This is a genomic window from Corallococcus exercitus (genome assembly GCF_042231735.1).
Taxonomy (GTDB): Bacteria; Myxococcota; Myxococcia; order Myxococcales; family Myxococcaceae; genus Corallococcus; species Corallococcus exercitus_B.
On sequence record NZ_CP102577.1, the window covers coordinates 3,580,177 to 3,596,601 of the forward strand.

Genomic DNA, 16,425 nt, shown 5'->3' on the forward strand with positions numbered 1-16,425 from the left:
AGCCCCTCGGACGATGCCCGTCCGCCCACCAGCCAGGCGGTCAGCGCAGGCGCTCGGCCTTCTGGCGGGACTCCTCTTTCAGCTCGGGGCGCGCGTCCGCGGCGGTGGAGCGGGCGTAGCGCTCGTAGAGGTCGCGGGCCTCCAGGTTGCGGCCCAGCGCGCGGTACGCCTCCGCGAGTCCGTACAGCGGCGAGGCCGACTCCGGCTCCAGCTTCAGCGCGAACTGGTAGTCCGCCGCGGCCTCCGCGTAGCGCCGCAGCCCGATGTTGGCGCTGCCCCGCGCGATGTACGCCACGGTCAGGAGCGGCTCCTGCTGCAGGGCCTGCGTCAGCGTCTGGAGCGCGGGGGCGTAGGCGCGCTGGCTGATGTGCTGGACGCCCTGCTCGTAGGCGCGGCGCGCCTGGGCCCGCGTCGTGTCCGCCACGGGGCCCGAGCCCGGCGGCTGTCCCGCGGCCTGCGGCGACGCTCCGGCCTCCCCCTGCTTCACGCGCGCCCGGGTGATGTTGTCCTGCGCGCTCTGGCGGATGGCGGCGTCCTGGGTGAGGCGCGACGCGGCCTCCCACTCTTCAATGGCGCGCGCGTAGTAGCCGAGCACCGCCAGCGCGTTGCCCAGCTTGAAGCGGGCCTCCACGTGATCCGGGGCCGCGTGCTCCGCGTCGAGGAAGGCGAAGGCCGCCTCGCGGTAGCGCCGCTCGCGCATCAGCGCGTCCCCGTCGCGGATCCGCGTGGCCGCCAGCACCGCCTGCGACGTGCGCTGGGGCTGGCCTTCCGCGGGGCCGGGCTTCGTGTCGGTGGCCGGGCCCGGCGCGCGCGCGGCCGGGGTGGCGGGCTTCGCCTCGGAGGCCGGGGGCTGGGCAGTCGGGCCCTGCGCCCAGGCCGGCACCGCCAGCGTGCCGAGCCACACCACCGCCGAGACCCCGAGCTGGAACCTGCGCGTGCGAACCATGTCCCTCTCCCGTCCTGGCCCCCGGCGGGCCAGGACCACTTCGGCCTGCGTCCTTCCTAGCTGCGGAAGGGGTTCTGCAGGAGCACCGTCTCGCCGCGGTCGGCGCCCACGGAGACGCACACCACGGGCACGCCGCTGACCTCTTCCACGCGGCGCACGTAGCGCTTGGCGGCTTCCGGCAGCTCGTCGAAGGTGCGCACGCCGGCGATCTTCTCATCCCAGCCGGGCAGCGACTCGTAGATGGGCTTCACGCGCGCCAGGTCCTCGTAGTCACCGGGCAGCTCCGTGACGCGCTGGCCGTCCAGCTCGTACGCGTTGCAGATGCTGAGCGTCTTGATGCCGCTGAGCACGTCCAGCTTGGTGAGCGCCAGGCCCCAGAGGCCGTTGACGCGCACCGCGTAGCGCAGCACCACGCCGTCCAGCCAGCCGCAGCGGCGCGGGCGGCCCGTGGTGGCGCCGAACTCGTCGCCCACCTTGCGCAGCCGGTCTCCCAGCTCGTCGCTCAGCTCCGTGGGGAACGGGCCTCCGCCGACGCGCGTGGTGTACGCCTTGCTGATGCCCATGACCTTGTCGATGGCCGTGGGCCCCAGGCCCGAGCCCACCGCGGCGTTGCCCGCCACGCAGTTGGAGCTGGTGACGAACGGATAGGTGCCGTGGTCCACGTCCAAGAGCGTGCCCTGCGCGCCCTCGAAGAGGATGCGGGCGCCGCGGCGGACCTGCTCGGAGAGGAAGAGGGACACGTCGTGCACGTAGGGGCGCAGCCGCTCGCCCAGGGCGGAGAACTCCGCGTGCACTTGCGGCGTCTCCAGGCGCGGCACGTCCACGCCGGCCTGGGCGCAGAGGTCCTTGAGTTCCTCCAGCGCGGCGGGCAGGCGCTCGTCGATGCGGCGGCGCAGGCGCTCCGGGTGGAGCAGGTCGCGCACGCGGATGCCCCGGCGGGCGACCTTGTCTTCATAGGCCGGACCGATGCCCCGCCCCGTGGTGCCGATGGCGCTGCCGCCGCGGGCCTTCTCGCGGAAGCTGTCCAGCAGCTTGTGCCACGGGAAGATGACGTGGGCGTTGTCCGAGATGAGCAGCTGCGCGTCATCCTTGAGGAAGCCGCGCGGCTTGAGCGCGTCGATCTCCCCGACGAGGACGGCGGGATCCACCACCACCCCGTTGCCAATGACACACGTCTTGCCCGGGTGAAGGATGCCCGAGGGGATCAGGTGCAGGACGGTCTTCTGCCCCCCGACCACCAGCGTGTGGCCCGCGTTGTTGCCGCCCTGGAAACGGACGACCACCTGGGCGTGCTCGGTGAGAAGGTCGACGACCTTGCCCTTCCCCTCATCTCCCCACTGCGCTCCGATGACGACGACGTTCGGCATGGTGCCCGCCGCTTAGCACGCGGGAGGGGCCGGGTGACAGTGTTCCGCGAAGCCGCAGTGAAGCGTCTGGCAGGCCGCCTTGTCCCACCCCGGCCAGGTCCCGGTGGATTCCGCCTGGGCCAGGGCCCGGACGCCCTCGGCCAGCCGGCGCACCGCCCCGGCGTCGGCGGATCCGGCCGGGAGGAATTCCGGTTCCGGGGACGCGTCCCCCAGGAAGGCCACGCCCACCCGCACCGGCACCCCGTCCCGCACCATCCGGGCCGCCGCCAGGCGCAGGGCCGTCAGCTCATGGACACACGCGGCCGGGCCCAGGGGGTGGCGGGCGCCCGGGCGCAGGAGCACCGCCACGGCCTCGCCGTCCGGCGACTCCCAGAGCAGGTCCACCGCTCCTTCCACGCTGGCGCTGTCGTCCAGGTCCAGCACGAAGTCCAGGCCCCGGTGGATGGAGGACGCGGGCGCCGCCGCGAGCTGGCGCGCGAAGGTCGTGCCCAGGAAGCGTTCCGCGGTGGACAGCACGCCGCCCAGCTCGTCCTCCTCCGGATCCCGGCCCGCGGTCCGCAGCAGGTTCTCCAGGTGCGCGCGCCGCTCGGAGGCCTCCGCGTCCGGCCCCGCGAGCGACAGGTCGACCTCGCGTAACAAACGCGTCACGAGCTGATCCGGACGCTCCACGGGCAGCCAGCCGTCGGGCTCGACGAAGAGGGGCGCGGCGCGTGCCGGGGCCTCCCAGGGTTCGGATCCGACGGCGAGCCCCATCCGGTGGAGGTGGTGGTAGCGGCGCGGGCACGTGAGGAAGTCCTGGACCGCGCGCGCGGTGGCGACCGCCGGTGCGTCGGGGAACAGGGCGGCACCGGCGCCGAGCGCCTCGTCGGACATGCGCTCCAGCGCGGACTCGATGCGGATCCGCGCCTGTTCGAGCTGCTCCTCCGTGGGCGGCTCCGGATCCGCGGGCGGCGGCAGCTGCTCCACGTCCACGTCGAGGGCGAGCGCGCGCAGGTCCGGATCCGCGTCCAGCCGGCGGTCCACGCGGTGCCACCACGTATCGGTGCCCGCGCGCTTCTCCTCGCCGCCCGACAGCACGAGCAGGTCCTTCGCGCGCGTGAGGGCCACGTAGAGCAGCCGCAGGTACTCGGCGTCCTCGCGGGCCTTCAGCTCGGCGCGCACGGCCTCGAAGCGCTCGGAGGTGAAGGTGTCCAACGAGTCCGGCATCCAGGGCCGCAGGGCCAGGCCGAAGGAGCGCTCGAAGTACGCCCGGGCGGAGGTGGTGCGCCGGCGGCCGCCCATGCCGGGCACCACCACCACGGGCCACTCCAGGCCCTTGGCGCGGTGGATGGTGAGCAGCTGCACGGCGCGCGGATCCCCTTCGTCCAGGAGGTCCGCCTGTGCCTCGTTGGGGTCGGAGTCCGCCAGCTGGCGCAGCTCGCGCGCGAAGGCCACGCAGCCTCCCGTGCCGCGCTCGTCCCTGCGCGCCGCCAGCGACAGGAGCTTCTCCACGTTGGCGCTCGCCTGCTCCGCGTAGGGTGAGCCCGCCAGCGCTTCGCGATAGCCCGTCGCCTCCAGCGCGGCCTGCAGCAGGGCATGCACGCCCAGCCGGTCGCGCTCCCTTCGCAGCACGGGGATGAGCTCCAGGAAGCGCGCGAGCCGCGACTGCTCACGCGCGGACATGGCGGCGCGGACCTCCGGATCCACCAGCCGGGGCGAGCCGAGCGACAGCGGCAGGTCCCCCGCCAGCCGGAACAGCGACGCGTCCGACAGGCCCACCAGCGGCGAGCGCAGCACCGCGGCGAACGCCAGCGCGTCGTCCGCGTCCGCGAGCAGCGCCAGCAACGAGGCGAGGTCGCGCACCTCCTGCGCCCCGTAGAAGCCCCGGCCGCGCAGCACCCGGTGCGGCACGCCGTGGCGGATCAGCGCCTGCCGGTACTCCTCCAGGTGCGTGAAGGTCCGGAAGAGCATGGCGACATCGCCGCCGCGCGCGGGACGCAGGCCCTTCTTGTCCTCCGCCATCACCGTCGCGGGAGCTCCCGGCGCGAGCATCACCCGCAGCCTGCGGGCCACCGCGTCCGCTTCGTACTCGCGCAGCTCCGGAGCCGTGTCGGCCTCCGGCAACGTGAGCCGCTCCACCACGGGCCCTTCGGCCAGCTCCGGGCGCGTGGGGGACAGGTCGTCCGTCTCGGGCTCGTAGACGACCTCGAAGGGACGGGGCGTCGCCTCCTTCGCCACGAGCAGGCCGGCGAAGGCGCGGTTGAAGAACGACAGGACGCCCGGCAGCGAGCGGTAGTTGTTCTGGAGGAAGCCGCGCATGCCTCCCTCGGCTTCGATCTTGTCCGCCAGGACCTTGAACACGGACACGTCCGCGCCACGGAACTCGTAGATGGACTGCTTGCGGTCACCCACCGCGCACAGGAACGCGGGCTCCAGGGGCAGCGCGGCCACGAGGTCCGCGTCCGGCGCCAGCTCGCGCGGGCCCCCTTCGCGCTTCTCCGACAAGAGCAGCACCAGCTCCAGCTGGAGCCGGTTGGTGTCCTGGAACTCGTCCACCAGCAGCGCGCCCTGCCGCTCCTGCACCTGCTGACGGAACTCCGGATGGTCGCGCAGCAGGTCGCGCGCCTTCACCAGCAGCGAGGTGAAGTCGAACACGTTGCGCCGGGTCAGCTCCGCGTCGTGCCGGGCCTCCACCTGGCTCAAGAGGTCGCGGAAGGTCTCCTCGAAGGGCGCCGTGCGCCACGCGGCGTAGGCATCCTCCAGCCGCCGCACGGAGCCGTCGCTCTTGCCCTTCACCTTCCAGAGAAGCTCCTTCAGGCACGCGCCCGCGCCCTTGCGCAGGTTGGCCAGGTTGCGCGGCTCCGACAGCAGCACGTTGCGCAGCGTGGGGAAGTGACCCGGCTGCATGAACGTGTCCGGCATCATCCCCTTGAGCGGGGGCTCGCACGCGGACAGGAGGTTGCTCCACTCGCCCTTGGTGTCCTGGGCGCGGGCTTCCATGCACAGGCGGCGGCAATCCTCGATGAGCGCTTCGAGCTGCGCCTTGTCCGCCACGCCGTCGCCCACGCGCGCTGTCGCGGCCTTGAGGCCCTCCTCGCGCATCTTGCCGTAGACGTCCATCAGCGCGGCCACGAGGCCGTCGGAGAACCCGGAGCCGGAGAAGCCCAGCTCCGCGCACAGCTCGCGCACGCGGGCGTCGCCGCCCTCCAGCGCGTCCAGCACCACGCGCTCGGTGACGTCCTCCAGCAGGCCCGCGGCCTCCAGTTCGTCCAGCACCTCGAAGGCGGGATCGATGCCCACCGCGGGCGGCGCCCGGCGCAGCAGCTGACCGCAGAGCGAGTGGAACGTGCCCACCGTCGCGGCGCCCAGCTCCTCGCGCACCTTGCGCCACGCGTCCTGCGTTGGGAACGGGCGCTCCAGCCTCGCGAGCGACGCGCGCAGGTCCTTCTCCGCGTCGTGCGGGACGTCCCCCTGGGCCAGCGCGTCCAGGCGCTCGCGGACGCGCTTGCGCATCTCCGCGGCGGCCTTGTCCGTGAACGTGAGCATGCACAGGCGGGAGGGACGCAGCGGCTCCGCCTGCCGCGCTCCCGCGAACAGGTGCAGCGTCATCGTCACCAGGCTGTACGTCTTGCCCGCGCCGGCACCCGCCATCAGGGCCAGGTTCTTCTCCAGCGCGAGCATGTGGGGCGCGGTGTCGCTCATCCGCTCCCCTCGTCGGAGATGCGGCGCTCGGTGATGCGGCACACCGCTCGGTAGCCGCACTTGCCGCAGTCATTGGGCCGCGCCGGGAAGTCGCCCTTGCGCAAGCGCCGCACCAGGTCCTCCACCGCGTTGGGCAGGTTGAGGCCCGCGGCCTCCGCCACGCGCTGACGCACCTCCGGGTCGGTGGACAGCAGGTCCTCCAGCTCCGCCGGCGGCAGCACGGAGGACAGGTGGATGGCGTCGCCCGTGCGCAGCGAGAACCAGGCCGCGTTCTTCGCGCCCACGTGGCCGGCCACGCGCGCGGCATAGAGGTAGAGCGGGAGCTGGAAGTCGGAGCGCAGCAGGTTCTCCTTCAGCGTGCGCTTGTCCAGGCGGCCCGTCTTGTAGTCGATGACGCCCACTTCCGTGCCGGCCGTGTCCAGCCGGTCGATCTGCCCCTCGAAGACGATGGCGTCCTCCGCCACCATCAGCTTCACGTCGGCCCAGCGCTTGTCCTCCGCGGCCGGGCCGAAGCGCAGCTCGAAGCCCTCGGGCACGAGTGGGTCGAAGGGCAGGCCCCGCCGCTGATCCGTGAGGATGCGCCGGACCATCGCGTGGGCCTTCTCGCCCGCGAGCTTCCACAGCTCGTGGTGGCCCACGTGGTTCAACTCCGCGAAGTGACGGCTGGCCTTCTTGACCGCCTTCTCCAGCACGTCTTCGGGTATGTCCTCCGGCGCCTGCCCCAGGAGCTTCTTCTCCTTGAGCGCCTGGAACACCTCCTCCATCACGCGGTGCCAGAAGGTGCCGCGTCCCCGGGCGTCGAACTCCTCGCTGGCCACCACGGGCTCGGCCACCTTCAGGCCATATGCGATGAAGCCCTGGAAGCCGCAGTTGCCGAACTTCGACAGGGCGCTCGCGGACAGCGGGCGCTCCAGGCCGAAGTGGAACGTCTCGCGCAGCTTCTGCTCCAGCTGGGGCCCCTGCACGCCGCCGGTGAACTCGCCGGGCAGCTCGTCCTCGCGGCCGAAGAAGCGCAGGCGCGCGGCCTCCATGTGGGCCAGCTCGCGCGCGGTGCGGAACCAGTCGTCCGTGCCGAAGCGGTCCTTGAGCAGCTGTCCCGCGGGGTCGGGCTCCGTGACGCGCAAGGTGGGGAAGGACAGGCCCGCCAGTGCCTCCAGCGCCACGGTGCGCCGCAGCTCCGAGGGCGTGAGCACCTCGTCCAGCGGCAGCACGGGGGGCAGCGTGCGCGTGGCCCACGTGTGGCCGGTGAGCCTGCGCACCTCCTCCAGGAACGCGGACGGCACCTGCTCCTGTCCGCCCGAGGCCTTCACCGCGAACGAAAGGCTCAACGTGCCCTCCGCCGCCGCGAGCGCGCTGGCGAAGAGCAGCCGGTCCTCGGTGAGGCGCCAGGGCGCGCGGTCGTCGAACTCGCCGCCGGTGAGGCGGAACACGTCGCGGGTCAGGTGCTGGTTGAGCGCCACGCGCTCCGCGTCCCCCAGGAGCGGCGACGGCGCGTCACGCCCGGGGAGCCGGCCTTCCGTGAGCCCGGCGACGAAGAGGTGGCGGAAGGTGCGGCCCGGCACGTCGGCCAGGTCCAGCACCTCCACCGCGCCCGTGGAGGGGCCTCGCGCGGGCAGGTGCACGTCGCGCAGCGCGTCCGCGAGCCACCGGCCCAGCACGCGCCGGGTGATGCGGGGGCCTCCGCCCACGGCTCGCAGCGAGCGCAGCAGCGCTTCCATCCGCTGGCGGAAGGCCGCGAGCGCCGCATCGTCCCGGGCCCTCGCGTCCTCGATGCGCGCGCCCAGTGCGCCGGCCTCCTTCACCTCCATGGGGCCCGCGGAGTCGAGCAGGCCCAGCCGCTCCACCACCTTCCACCACGCGGCGACCGACTCCGCGGCCGGGGCCTCCTGGGGGATGTGGCGGCACTCGTCGATGAGCCGCATCACGCGGTCACGCAGCGCGCGCACGGCCATCACCTTGACCGCGTCCTCCTTGCGCTTGCCCCCCTGCGCGGCCATCCGGCGCGCGAGCCCATCCAGGCGCACGTCGTAGGCGCCCTTCCCTCGCGTCGCGCCCAGGCGGTCGTCCCGCGCGGCGGCGAGCGAGAAGAGGGTCGCGGGCGCATCCGGGCCTCCGCGCGACAGCGACGGCACGTAGCGGCTGGAGACGAGCTCCGTCACGCGCTCCGCCGGGAAGCCGTCCTCCGTCAGCACCGGCAGCTCCAGCGCCAGCCGCACCGGCCCCGCGAGCGCGAGCGGCTCACCCCAGGGCAGGCGCACCGGCACGCCCAGGTCCCCCAGCGCCTCCGCGAGCCAGCCCGCTTCCGGGCCCAGGTCGCGGTACGCGATGGCGATGTCGCCCGGCGCGCTGCCCGCGTCGATGAGCCGCCGCACGTCGCGGGCCACCACGCGGGCCTCCTCGCGCGCGGACGTCGCGTTCCACACGGCCAGTCCGTCCACCGCGCCCTTGAGCACGTCGCGCGCGGCGCGGGGGGAGAACAGGTGCCGGCCCAGGTCCGTGAAGGGGCGGCCCTCGAAGGTGACGTCCGCCTTGAAGAGGTCGACGTGGGGCATCGTCTCGCCCCGGTTCTCGAAGGCGCGGAACAGCGCCGCGAGCGCCGCGTCCGCCACCGGAGAGCCACCCACCGGCGTCTCCACGCGCAGCGACACGCGCCGTGCCTCGCACGCCGCGGCGAGGCCCATCAGCAGCTCCAGCTTCGACGGGCGCACGTCGTAGACGCCGTGGAGCACCAGTCCCGTCACGCCGTCCCAGCCCGTGGGCCAGGCGCCCCGGTCCAGCGCCTCGCGCGCGCCGCGAAGCACGTCCTCGCGGTCCGCGAGCCCCAGCTCCGCGAGGCGCTGTTCGTACAGGTGATAGAGCCGGGCGAGGACGCGCGCGCGGGTGCGGCGCTCTGGCGGCAGCACCTCCGCGGCGTCCTGGAGCTCGCGCGGGGAGAGCCGCCCGGCCTTCAGGTCCAGCAGCACGTCCGCGGCGGCGCGGGCGAAGGCGGGCTCGCGCACGTAGTCGCCGAACGGCGTGGGGCCCAGCGTGCCGCCCAGGCCCGCCACCACGGAGCGGGCCGTCATCGCGGGACAGGGCCGCCGGTTGAGCTCGCGCGCCCCACCCAGCGCGTGGACGAAGTCGTCCCACGTGAGCAGGTGGGTCCCCACGGCGATGCCCCGCGCACGCTTCTCCGCCCGCAGGGCAGCCTGACGGCGCGCGGCATCTGGGAAGACATGGAGTGTGCGGCCAGGGCGGGGCATGCGGGGCGAGGACTCTAGAACGGCCAGGGGCGCCGTTTTCATGCTCCTTTGAGGGCATTCCCACACCCTGGCCCGTTGTCCGCCCGCCTGCTGTCCTCGGAACCCGGGAAGTCCGAGGACGCGGGCCTTCCGCCCGACCTGGGACAGCTCCGTTCAGCCGGGACTCCCGAGCCAGGAACGACCCCTGCGGGGACTCCCCCGGCGGCGGCGTATCGCACGAACCTGTCCGACAGTCGGACAGGTTGTGGAACGACCGAGGCGGCCCCCCCTGGGCTGACGAACTCCCGCCGACGCTCCCGGTCGTCGGACCCGCGTCGTCGCGCACCGTGGCGTTGAGGGCTCCGCCGTCCGAGCCACGGAAACCTGTCCGACAAGCGGACAGGTTGGGGACAGCGAGACAGGGCCTCTACGCGGAGGCCTCCGCGCCATCCGAGCCGCGGAAACCTGTCCGACAAGCGGATAGGTTGGAGCCATGTCGGGCGGGGGCACCGCTTGGATGTCCGGGGGCAGCGCCGTGCCCGGCATTCAGCGCGCGGTGAGGAAGGCCTCCACCTCACGGGCGAGCAGCCCGGGTGCCGAGACGTGGGCCACGTGCCCCTGCCCCAGCAGCACGCGAAGGGATGCGTGCGGGAGCGCCTTCGCCAGGGCTTGGGCGGGTTCCGCGAGGAGCACATGGGGACTCTGGTCGCCCAGGAGCACGAGGGTCGCGGTGTCCACGGCGCCGAAGCGCTCCACGCCCAGCGGGAGGTCCGCGACCGCGCCGATTTCGCGCAGGAAGGTCTCCATCATGCCGAGCTGCTTCGCCCACTGCGGCGTCTGGCGGAAGGCTTCCAGTTGCTCCGGCGTGAGCATCCGGAAGATGTGGTGCTGCGCGGCCACGAGCGCCGCGTCCGGTCCCTCGCGCTTCCAGGTCGTCCGGACGAGTTCCACCGCTTCGCGCGCGATGCGCTGGGAGATGGGGAACGGGGGCTCATAGAGCACCAGCCGTGCCGGAGGCCGGCGCGTCGCCGCCTCCAGCGCGAGGATGCCCCCCAGCGAGTGGCCGAACAGCGAGGCACCGGGCCCGGCCTCCTGCATCAGCGCGAGCACGTCCTCCACCTCGCGCTCCAGCGCATACGCCGTCCCGTCCGCGCTGGAACCACGTCCACGCCGCTCCAGCACGAAGTGGGTGAAGTGGGGAGACAGCCGCGACGCGACGTCCCGCCAGTCGCCCCAGGTGCTGAGCGTGCCGTAGACCCAGACGAGCGCGGGTCCCTGCCCCTGCCGGAAGTAGGACAGCGAGGTGCCGTCCGCGGAGGTGAACCGGTGCTGGGTGAAGGCCTTCGGCTCGTGCTTGCTCGCTTCGTCCGAAGCCGCGCGCGGACCCGTGGCGGACGGAGTCGAGCACCCCGCGAGCATCAGCGCGGCTCCCGCACTCAACACGCCGCGACGCGAAACCGCGGACGGCCTTCCCGTGTCGCTGGCGGGTGGCAGGCGGTCCGGAGGTTCGGGCACCTGGGTCGATACAGCTCGGACAATCGATTCAGGGCCGTCGGATGGCGGTTCCTTCCAGGGCGTGGACATGGCGCGTGCTTCCTTTCGCCGGCATTCATGCGGTGGAAAGGGCGTGCGCGAAATGACGCTGTCTGCCATTTCACCCGAGACACCCGTGTCCTGAATCATGAAGCCCTGGAGGAACGCATGGAGAGCCTGTCCGCCATCGGCGTCTTCGCCCGTGTCGCGGAGACCGGGAGCTTCGCCTCCGCGGCCCGCGCGCTGGGCATCACCCCTTCCGCCGCGAGCAAGAGCGTGGCCCGGCTGGAGGAACGCCTGGGCACCCGCCTCTTCCAGCGCACCACTCGGCGCATGCACCTCACCGAACAGGGCGCCCGCTTCCACGAGCGCTGCGTGCGCGCCCTCACCGAGCTGCGCGACGCGGAGTCGGAGCTCGCCCACGCAGTGCGCACGCCCCGGGGCCGCGTGCGCGTCTCCGTGCCGGAGATGCTCGCCCTGCGGCTGATCATCCCCAACCTCCAGCGCTTCCGCCGCGAGTACCCGCACCTGGAGCTGGACCTGGACGTCAACGACCACGTGGCCGACATCGTCGGGGACGGACTGGACGCGGCGGTGCGCTGGCGGGGAGCTGACCGACTCGCGCCTCATGCGCAGGCGCCTGGGCCCCAAGCGCTTCATCCTCTGCGCCTCCCCCGCCTACCTCCAGGCGCACGGCACGCCGCGCTCGCTCGACGCGCTCCAGGAGCACGACTGCATCCGCTACCGCTTCGTGTCCACCGGCCGCGTGGAGTCCTGGGCCCTGCGCCAGCCCGCGGGCGCCCCCGCGCCTCGCATCCCGGAGACCTTCGTCTTCAACAACAGCGAGGCCGTCACCCACGCGGCCCGGGCGGGCTTCGGCATCGCCCAGTTCGTGGAGCTGATGATCCGCCCGGAGCTGGAGGCCGGCACGCTGCGCCCCTTCCTGCGTGAACACTCCCTGGAGCGCGGCGCGCTGTGGCTGGTGTGGCCCCAGGCCCGGCGCACCCCGCCCAAGGTGAAGGCCCTGGGCGACTTCCTGGCGCGGCTCGTCGAAGAGGACGAGGCCGGGGCGCGCTGATCCCACGTCACCCGGGTTGCCGTGAAGGGGCGGAGCGCCCTTATGCTCCGCGGCTCCATGCTTGCCTCCTACCGGACCTTCGCCACCTTCTGCCTGCTCCTGCTGGCGCCGCTGTCCCCCGCCGCCGCGCAGGACACCTCCGATGCACCGCGCGCGCTGCGCTTCAACTGGACCCGCGACGGCATCATCACCGGCACCGCGGGCGTGCTGTGGCTCTCCAGCGAGTCGGTCTTCAAGGACAACCTGGCCCCGGCGCAGTGCCGCTGGTGCGACCGCGCTCCGGACGGCACCGACCGGCTCAACCGCCTGGACCGCTGGGGCCGCGGCATCGCGGGCGACACGGAAGCCTCCCGCAAGCGCGCGGACACCTGGAGCAACATCGTCGGGTTCGCGGGCCTGCCGCTGGCCCTGCTGGGCACCCAGTACGCCGTGGGCCACAGCAGCGGCGCGTCCCGGGAGTTCTTCGCCCAGGACGCCACCATCATGGTGCAGAGCGCCGTCATCGCCTCCGTCGCCAACCAGGCGGTGAAGTTCGCCGTGGGCCGCGAGCGCCCCTTCGTCCACGTCCTCCCGGAGGAGGCCAAGGGCCTCACCGCGCACCCCACCGACAACAACCTGTCCTTCTACAGCGGCCACACCAACCTGGCCTTCTCCCTGGCCGTGTCCGCCGGCACCGTCGCCTCCCTGCGCGGCTACAAGCACCAGGGCATCATCTGGGGCGTGGGCCTGCCGCTCGCCGCGTCGGTGGGCCTGCTGCGCATGGGCGCGGACAAGCACTACCTCTCCGACGTGCTCACCGGCGCCTTGCTGGGCACCGCGTTCGGCATCGCCGTGCCCCTGCTCCTGCACGGCCGCGTGGACGATGACGCTCCGCCGGCCGCCACGCGGGCGTCTCAGGTGTCGCTCAACCCGGTGGTGGGCAGCCAGATGGTGGGCCTGTCAGGCGCCTTCTAGGCACGCCCGCATCCGGCCGCGCACAAGCCGACACTTCGGCCCTCACGGCTCCCGGACGTACCCACGCGCCATGGTACGCGATCCGTTCACCTTCGTCGGACGGGTCCTTCCGTGCGCTCCATCCTGACTGACCTTCCCGCGTGCGCTCCGGAGCGGTGCCCATGAGCCCGCCCCGCGTGAAGGACGCCCCGCGCGTCGAACGCTTCGGGCCCGCGCTGCCGCCTTCCACGTTCATGGGCTTCGCCGTGGCGGCGCTGGCCGTGCTCGCCATCGCCCTCCTCGCCTACCGCACGCTCCAGACGCGCGCGTCCACGGGCGTGCTGGTGACGCACACCTTCTCCGTGATGGCGAAGCTGGAGGAGCTGCTGTCCACCGTGAAGGACGCGGAGACGGGCCAGCGCGGCTTCCTGCTGACGGGTGGGGAGAGCTACCTGAGCCCCTACACCCTCGCGAAGAAGACGCTGCCCACGCACCTCGCGGAGCTTCGCGCCCTCGTCGCCGACAGCGCGGTGCAGCAGCAGCGGGTGGACCGGCTGGAGGGCGCCGTCACGGAGAAGCTGGCGGAGCTGCAGGAGACCGTGGACCTGCAGCTGCGGGGCGAAGGCCGGCAGGCCATCGCGGTGGTGAAGGAGGACCGCGGCCTCGACGCCATGCGCACCATCCGCGACACCGTGGACGAGATGAAGCTGGAGGAGCGCACGCTGCTCACGCGGCGCTACGCGGAGTTCCAGTCGTCCGCCAACCTGTCCCTCGCCGTCACCCTGAGCGGCTCCGGGGTGCTGTTCGCGCTGCTCGGCATCGCGGCGTACACCGCCGCGCGCGACTTCCGCGCCCGCGCCATCGAGTCCTGGCTCCAGGCCGGCCAGGCCGCGCTCGCCACGCGCATGCAGGGCGACCAGCGGCTGGACCGGCTGGGCGAGAACATCCTGCGCGTCCTCGCCGACACGCTGGACGCCCAGGTGGGGGCGCTCTACCTCGCGGACGCGACGAACCGCTTCCGCCGCGTCGCGGGCCACGCGCTGCCCCCGGACCTGGACGCGCGCAACGAGGACCTGGCCCCCGGTGAAGGCCTGGCCGGACAGGCCCTCAAGGACGGCCGCGCCGTCCACCTGCGCGACGTGCCCGAGGGCTACCTGCCCATCGCCTCCGGCCTGGCCCGGGGCCGCCCGCGCCACGTGCTCATCGCGCCCGCCCAGGTGGACGGCCAGGTCCACGCGGTGGTGGAGCTGGGCTTCCTGCACCCGGTGCACCCGTCGGACCTGGAGCTGCTCCAGCGGGTGTCGGAAGCCATCGGCGTCGCGGTGCGCGCCTCGCACGACCGCACCCGCCTGGAAGAGCTCCTGGCGGAGACGCAGCGCCAGGCCGAGGAGCTCCAGGCCCAGCAGGAGGAGCTGCGCGTCTCCAACGAGGAGATTGAAGAGCAGAGCCGCGTCCTCAAGGAGTCCCAGGCGCGGCTGATGACCCAGCAGGCGGAGCTGGAGCAGACCAACGCGCAGCTGGAGCAGCAGGCGCGCCTGCTGGAGACCCAGCGCGACAGCCTGGTCCTGGCGCAGGCCACCCTCACCCAGAAGGCCACGGAGCTGGAGCGCACCAGCCGCTACAAGAGCGAGTTCCTGGCCAACATGAGCCACGAGCTGCGCACACCGCTCAACAGCTCGCTCATCCTCGCGAAGCTGCTGGCGGACAACAAGGAGGGCAACCTCACCGCCGAGCAGGTGAAGTTCGCGCGGACCATCGGCGCCGCGGGCAACGACCTCCTGGCCCTCATCAACGACATCCTGGACCTGTCGCGCATCGAGGCGGGCAAGGTGGAGGCGCAGTGGGAGTCCGTGGGGCTCCAGGGCTTCGTGGAGAGCCTGTCCCGCACCTTCCAGCCCGTGGCCGACCAGAAGGGCCTGCGCTTCACCCTCACCGTCGCGCCGGACGTGCCCGCGACGCTGGAGACGGATCCGCAGCGGCTGGGACAGGTGCTCAAGAACCTGCTCGCCAACGCCTTCAAGTTCACGGAGGCCGGCGAGGTGGCCCTCGCCATCGCCACGCCGGACCCGGCGCGCGTGACCTTCAGCGTGCGCGACTCCGGCATCGGCATCCCGCGCGAGCTCCAGGGCCTCATCTTCGAGGCCTTCCGGCAGGCCGACGGCAGCACCCACCGCAAGTACGGCGGCACCGGCCTGGGCCTGTCCATCTCCCGCGACCTGGCGCGGCTCCTGGGCGGCGACGTCACCGTGAGCAGCGCGCCCGGCGAGGGCAGCACCTTCACCGTCACCCTCCCCCTGCGCCCCGGCGCTCCGGTGCCGGCGGGCCGCGAGGCGCTCCCCGCCCCCGTCCGGCCCGTGGCCCCGCGCGCCGAGCGACTGTCCGAGCCGCCGGCCGAGCTGCCGTCCGAGCCACTGGCGGCGCCACCGGCCCCACCGCCCGGCCTGGAGGACGACCGCGAGCGGCTCACGCCCGGCTCGCGCGTGCTGCTGGTGGTGGAGGACGACGCCCGGTTCGCGCTCGTCCTGCGCGACCAGGCCCGCGAGCTGGGCTTCCAGTGCGTCCTGGCCTCCACCGCCACGGACGGCCTGGCCGCCGCGCTCCGCCACACGCCGCACGCCATCATCCTGGACATGAACCTGCCGGACCACTCCGGCTTCACCGTGCTGGATCAGCTCAAGCGCAACCCGCGCACGCGCCACATCCCGGTGCACGTGCTGTCCGCCTCCGACCGGACACGCGAGGCGCTGGAGCTGGGCGCGGTGGGCTTCGCGCTCAAGCCCGTGCACCGCGAGCAGCTGCTGGACGTCTTCCGCACGCTGGAGACGAAGTCCGCGCCGGGTCCGCGCCGGGTGCTGGTGGTGGAGGACGACGCCCGCCAGCGCGAGAGCCTCCAGAAGCTGCTGGAGACGGAGGGCGTGGAGGTGGAGGGGATCGCCACCGCGCACGCGGCGCTCCAGCGGCTGCGCGAGCACACCTTCGACTGCATCGTGATGGACCTGCACCTGCCGGACTTGAGCGGCCATGACTTCCTGGAGCGCATGGCCGCGGAGGAAGGCGTCTCCTTCCCGCCCGTCATCGTCTACACCGGGCACTCGCTCAGCCGCGACGAGGAGCAGCGCCTGCGCCGCTTCTCGCGCTCCATCATCATCAAGGGCGTGCGCTCCCCGGAGCGGCTGCTGGACGAGGTGACGCTGTTCCTGCACCAGGTGGAGTCGCGCCTGCCGCCGGAGCACCAGCGCATGCTCCAGGCCGCGCGCGACCGCGAGTCCACGCTGGAGGGCCGCCGCATCCTGGTGGTGGAGGACGACGTGCGGAACATCTTCGCCCTCTCCAGCGTGCTGGAGCCCCGGGGCGCGAAGGTGGAGATCGCCCGCAACGGCAGGGAGGCCCTGGCGCTGCTGACGAAGAGCCTGGCCCAGCCCCAGCTCGCGGTGGACCTGGTGCTCATGGACGTCATGATGCCGGAGATGGACGGCATCACCGCCACGCGCGAAATCCGCAAGCAGGACGCGTGGCGCAAGCTGCCCATCATCGCGCTCACCGCGAAGGCCATGCGCGACGACCAGGAGAAGTGCCTCCAGGCGGGCGCCAACGACTACATCGCCAAGCCGCTCGACGTGGAGAAGCTGCTGTCGCTCTTGCGCGTGTGGATGCCCAAGGGATGAG

8 protein-coding genes and 1 pseudogene are annotated in these 16,425 nt (G+C 73.0%); 4 read left to right on the forward strand and 5 right to left on the reverse strand.

The window, feature by feature from the left end:
- Positions 1–40: 40 nt before the first annotated feature.
- The 5 genes from NR792_RS13795 to NR792_RS13815 all read right to left on the reverse strand — a co-directional run bounded on the left by NR792_RS13795 (position 41) and on the right by NR792_RS13815 (position 10,658).
- Entirely contained in the window at positions 41–946 is a 906-nt protein-coding gene (locus tag NR792_RS13795; protein WP_375760499.1) for a tetratricopeptide repeat protein, read from the reverse strand.
- 56 nt (positions 947–1,002) lie between these two features.
- Complete coding sequence (locus NR792_RS13800; protein WP_375760500.1) at positions 1,003–2,313, reverse strand: adenylosuccinate synthase; 1,311 nt, start codon at positions 2,311–2,313, stop codon at positions 1,003–1,005.
- A gap of 12 nt (positions 2,314–2,325) precedes the next feature.
- Positions 2,326–5,994: a UvrD-helicase domain-containing protein gene (locus tag NR792_RS13805; protein ID WP_375760501.1), complete on the reverse strand. Its 3,669-nt coding sequence runs from the start codon at positions 5,992–5,994 to the stop codon at positions 2,326–2,328.
- The gene (locus tag NR792_RS13810) at positions 5,991–9,236 is read right to left on the reverse strand and encodes a PD-(D/E)XK nuclease family protein (RefSeq protein ID WP_375760502.1); all 3,246 of its coding nucleotides are present in this window, start codon (positions 9,234–9,236) and stop codon (positions 5,991–5,993) included. The genes NR792_RS13805 and NR792_RS13810 overlap by 4 nt, the downstream gene beginning before the upstream one ends.
- 525 nt (positions 9,237–9,761) lie before the next feature.
- Positions 9,762–10,658 carry an alpha/beta fold hydrolase gene (locus NR792_RS13815; protein ID WP_375760503.1) on the reverse strand — a complete coding sequence of 299 codons (897 nt, stop codon included), beginning with the start codon at positions 10,656–10,658 and terminating at the stop codon, positions 9,762–9,764.
- A 258-nt stretch (positions 10,659–10,916) separates the two neighbouring features.
- Here NR792_RS13815 and NR792_RS13820 point away from each other — a divergent pair.
- From NR792_RS13820 to NR792_RS13835, 4 genes and pseudogenes are all read left to right on the forward strand, one after another.
- Positions 10,917–11,291 (forward strand): annotated as a pseudogene (locus tag NR792_RS13820) (LysR family transcriptional regulator); the annotation flags it as partial.
- A gap of 67 nt (positions 11,292–11,358) precedes the next feature.
- Positions 11,359–11,826 (forward strand): LysR substrate-binding domain-containing protein, encoded by a 468-nt coding sequence (locus NR792_RS13825; RefSeq protein WP_375761617.1) that lies wholly within the window; start codon positions 11,359–11,361, stop codon positions 11,824–11,826.
- Between the two features lie 57 nt (positions 11,827–11,883).
- Positions 11,884–12,780, forward strand: a complete 897-nt coding sequence (locus NR792_RS13830) for a phosphatase PAP2 family protein (RefSeq protein WP_375760504.1) — start codon at positions 11,884–11,886, stop codon at positions 12,778–12,780.
- Positions 12,781–12,941: 161 nt separating this feature from the next.
- Positions 12,942–16,424, forward strand: coding sequence for a response regulator (locus tag NR792_RS13835; RefSeq protein ID WP_375760505.1), 3,483 nt, complete (start codon positions 12,942–12,944; stop codon positions 16,422–16,424).
- The last annotated feature ends 1 nt before the right edge of the window (position 16,425 follow it).

Coding starts and splice junctions, on each gene's coding strand:
- NR792_RS13795 (WP_375760499.1), bottom strand. CDS start 946: ATGGTTCGCACGCGCAGGTTCCAGCTCGGGGTCTCGGCGGTGGTGTGG.
- NR792_RS13800 (WP_375760500.1), bottom strand. CDS start 2,313: ATGCCGAACGTCGTCGTCATCGGAGCGCAGTGGGGAGATGAGGGGAAG.
- NR792_RS13805 (WP_375760501.1), bottom strand. CDS start 5,994: ATGAGCGACACCGCGCCCCACATGCTCGCGCTGGAGAAGAACCTGGCC.
- NR792_RS13810 (WP_375760502.1), bottom strand. CDS start 9,236: ATGCCCCGCCCTGGCCGCACACTCCATGTCTTCCCAGATGCCGCGCGC.
- NR792_RS13830 (WP_375760504.1), top strand. CDS start 11,884: ATGCTTGCCTCCTACCGGACCTTCGCCACCTTCTGCCTGCTCCTGCTG.
- NR792_RS13835 (WP_375760505.1), top strand. CDS start 12,942: ATGAGCCCGCCCCGCGTGAAGGACGCCCCGCGCGTCGAACGCTTCGGG.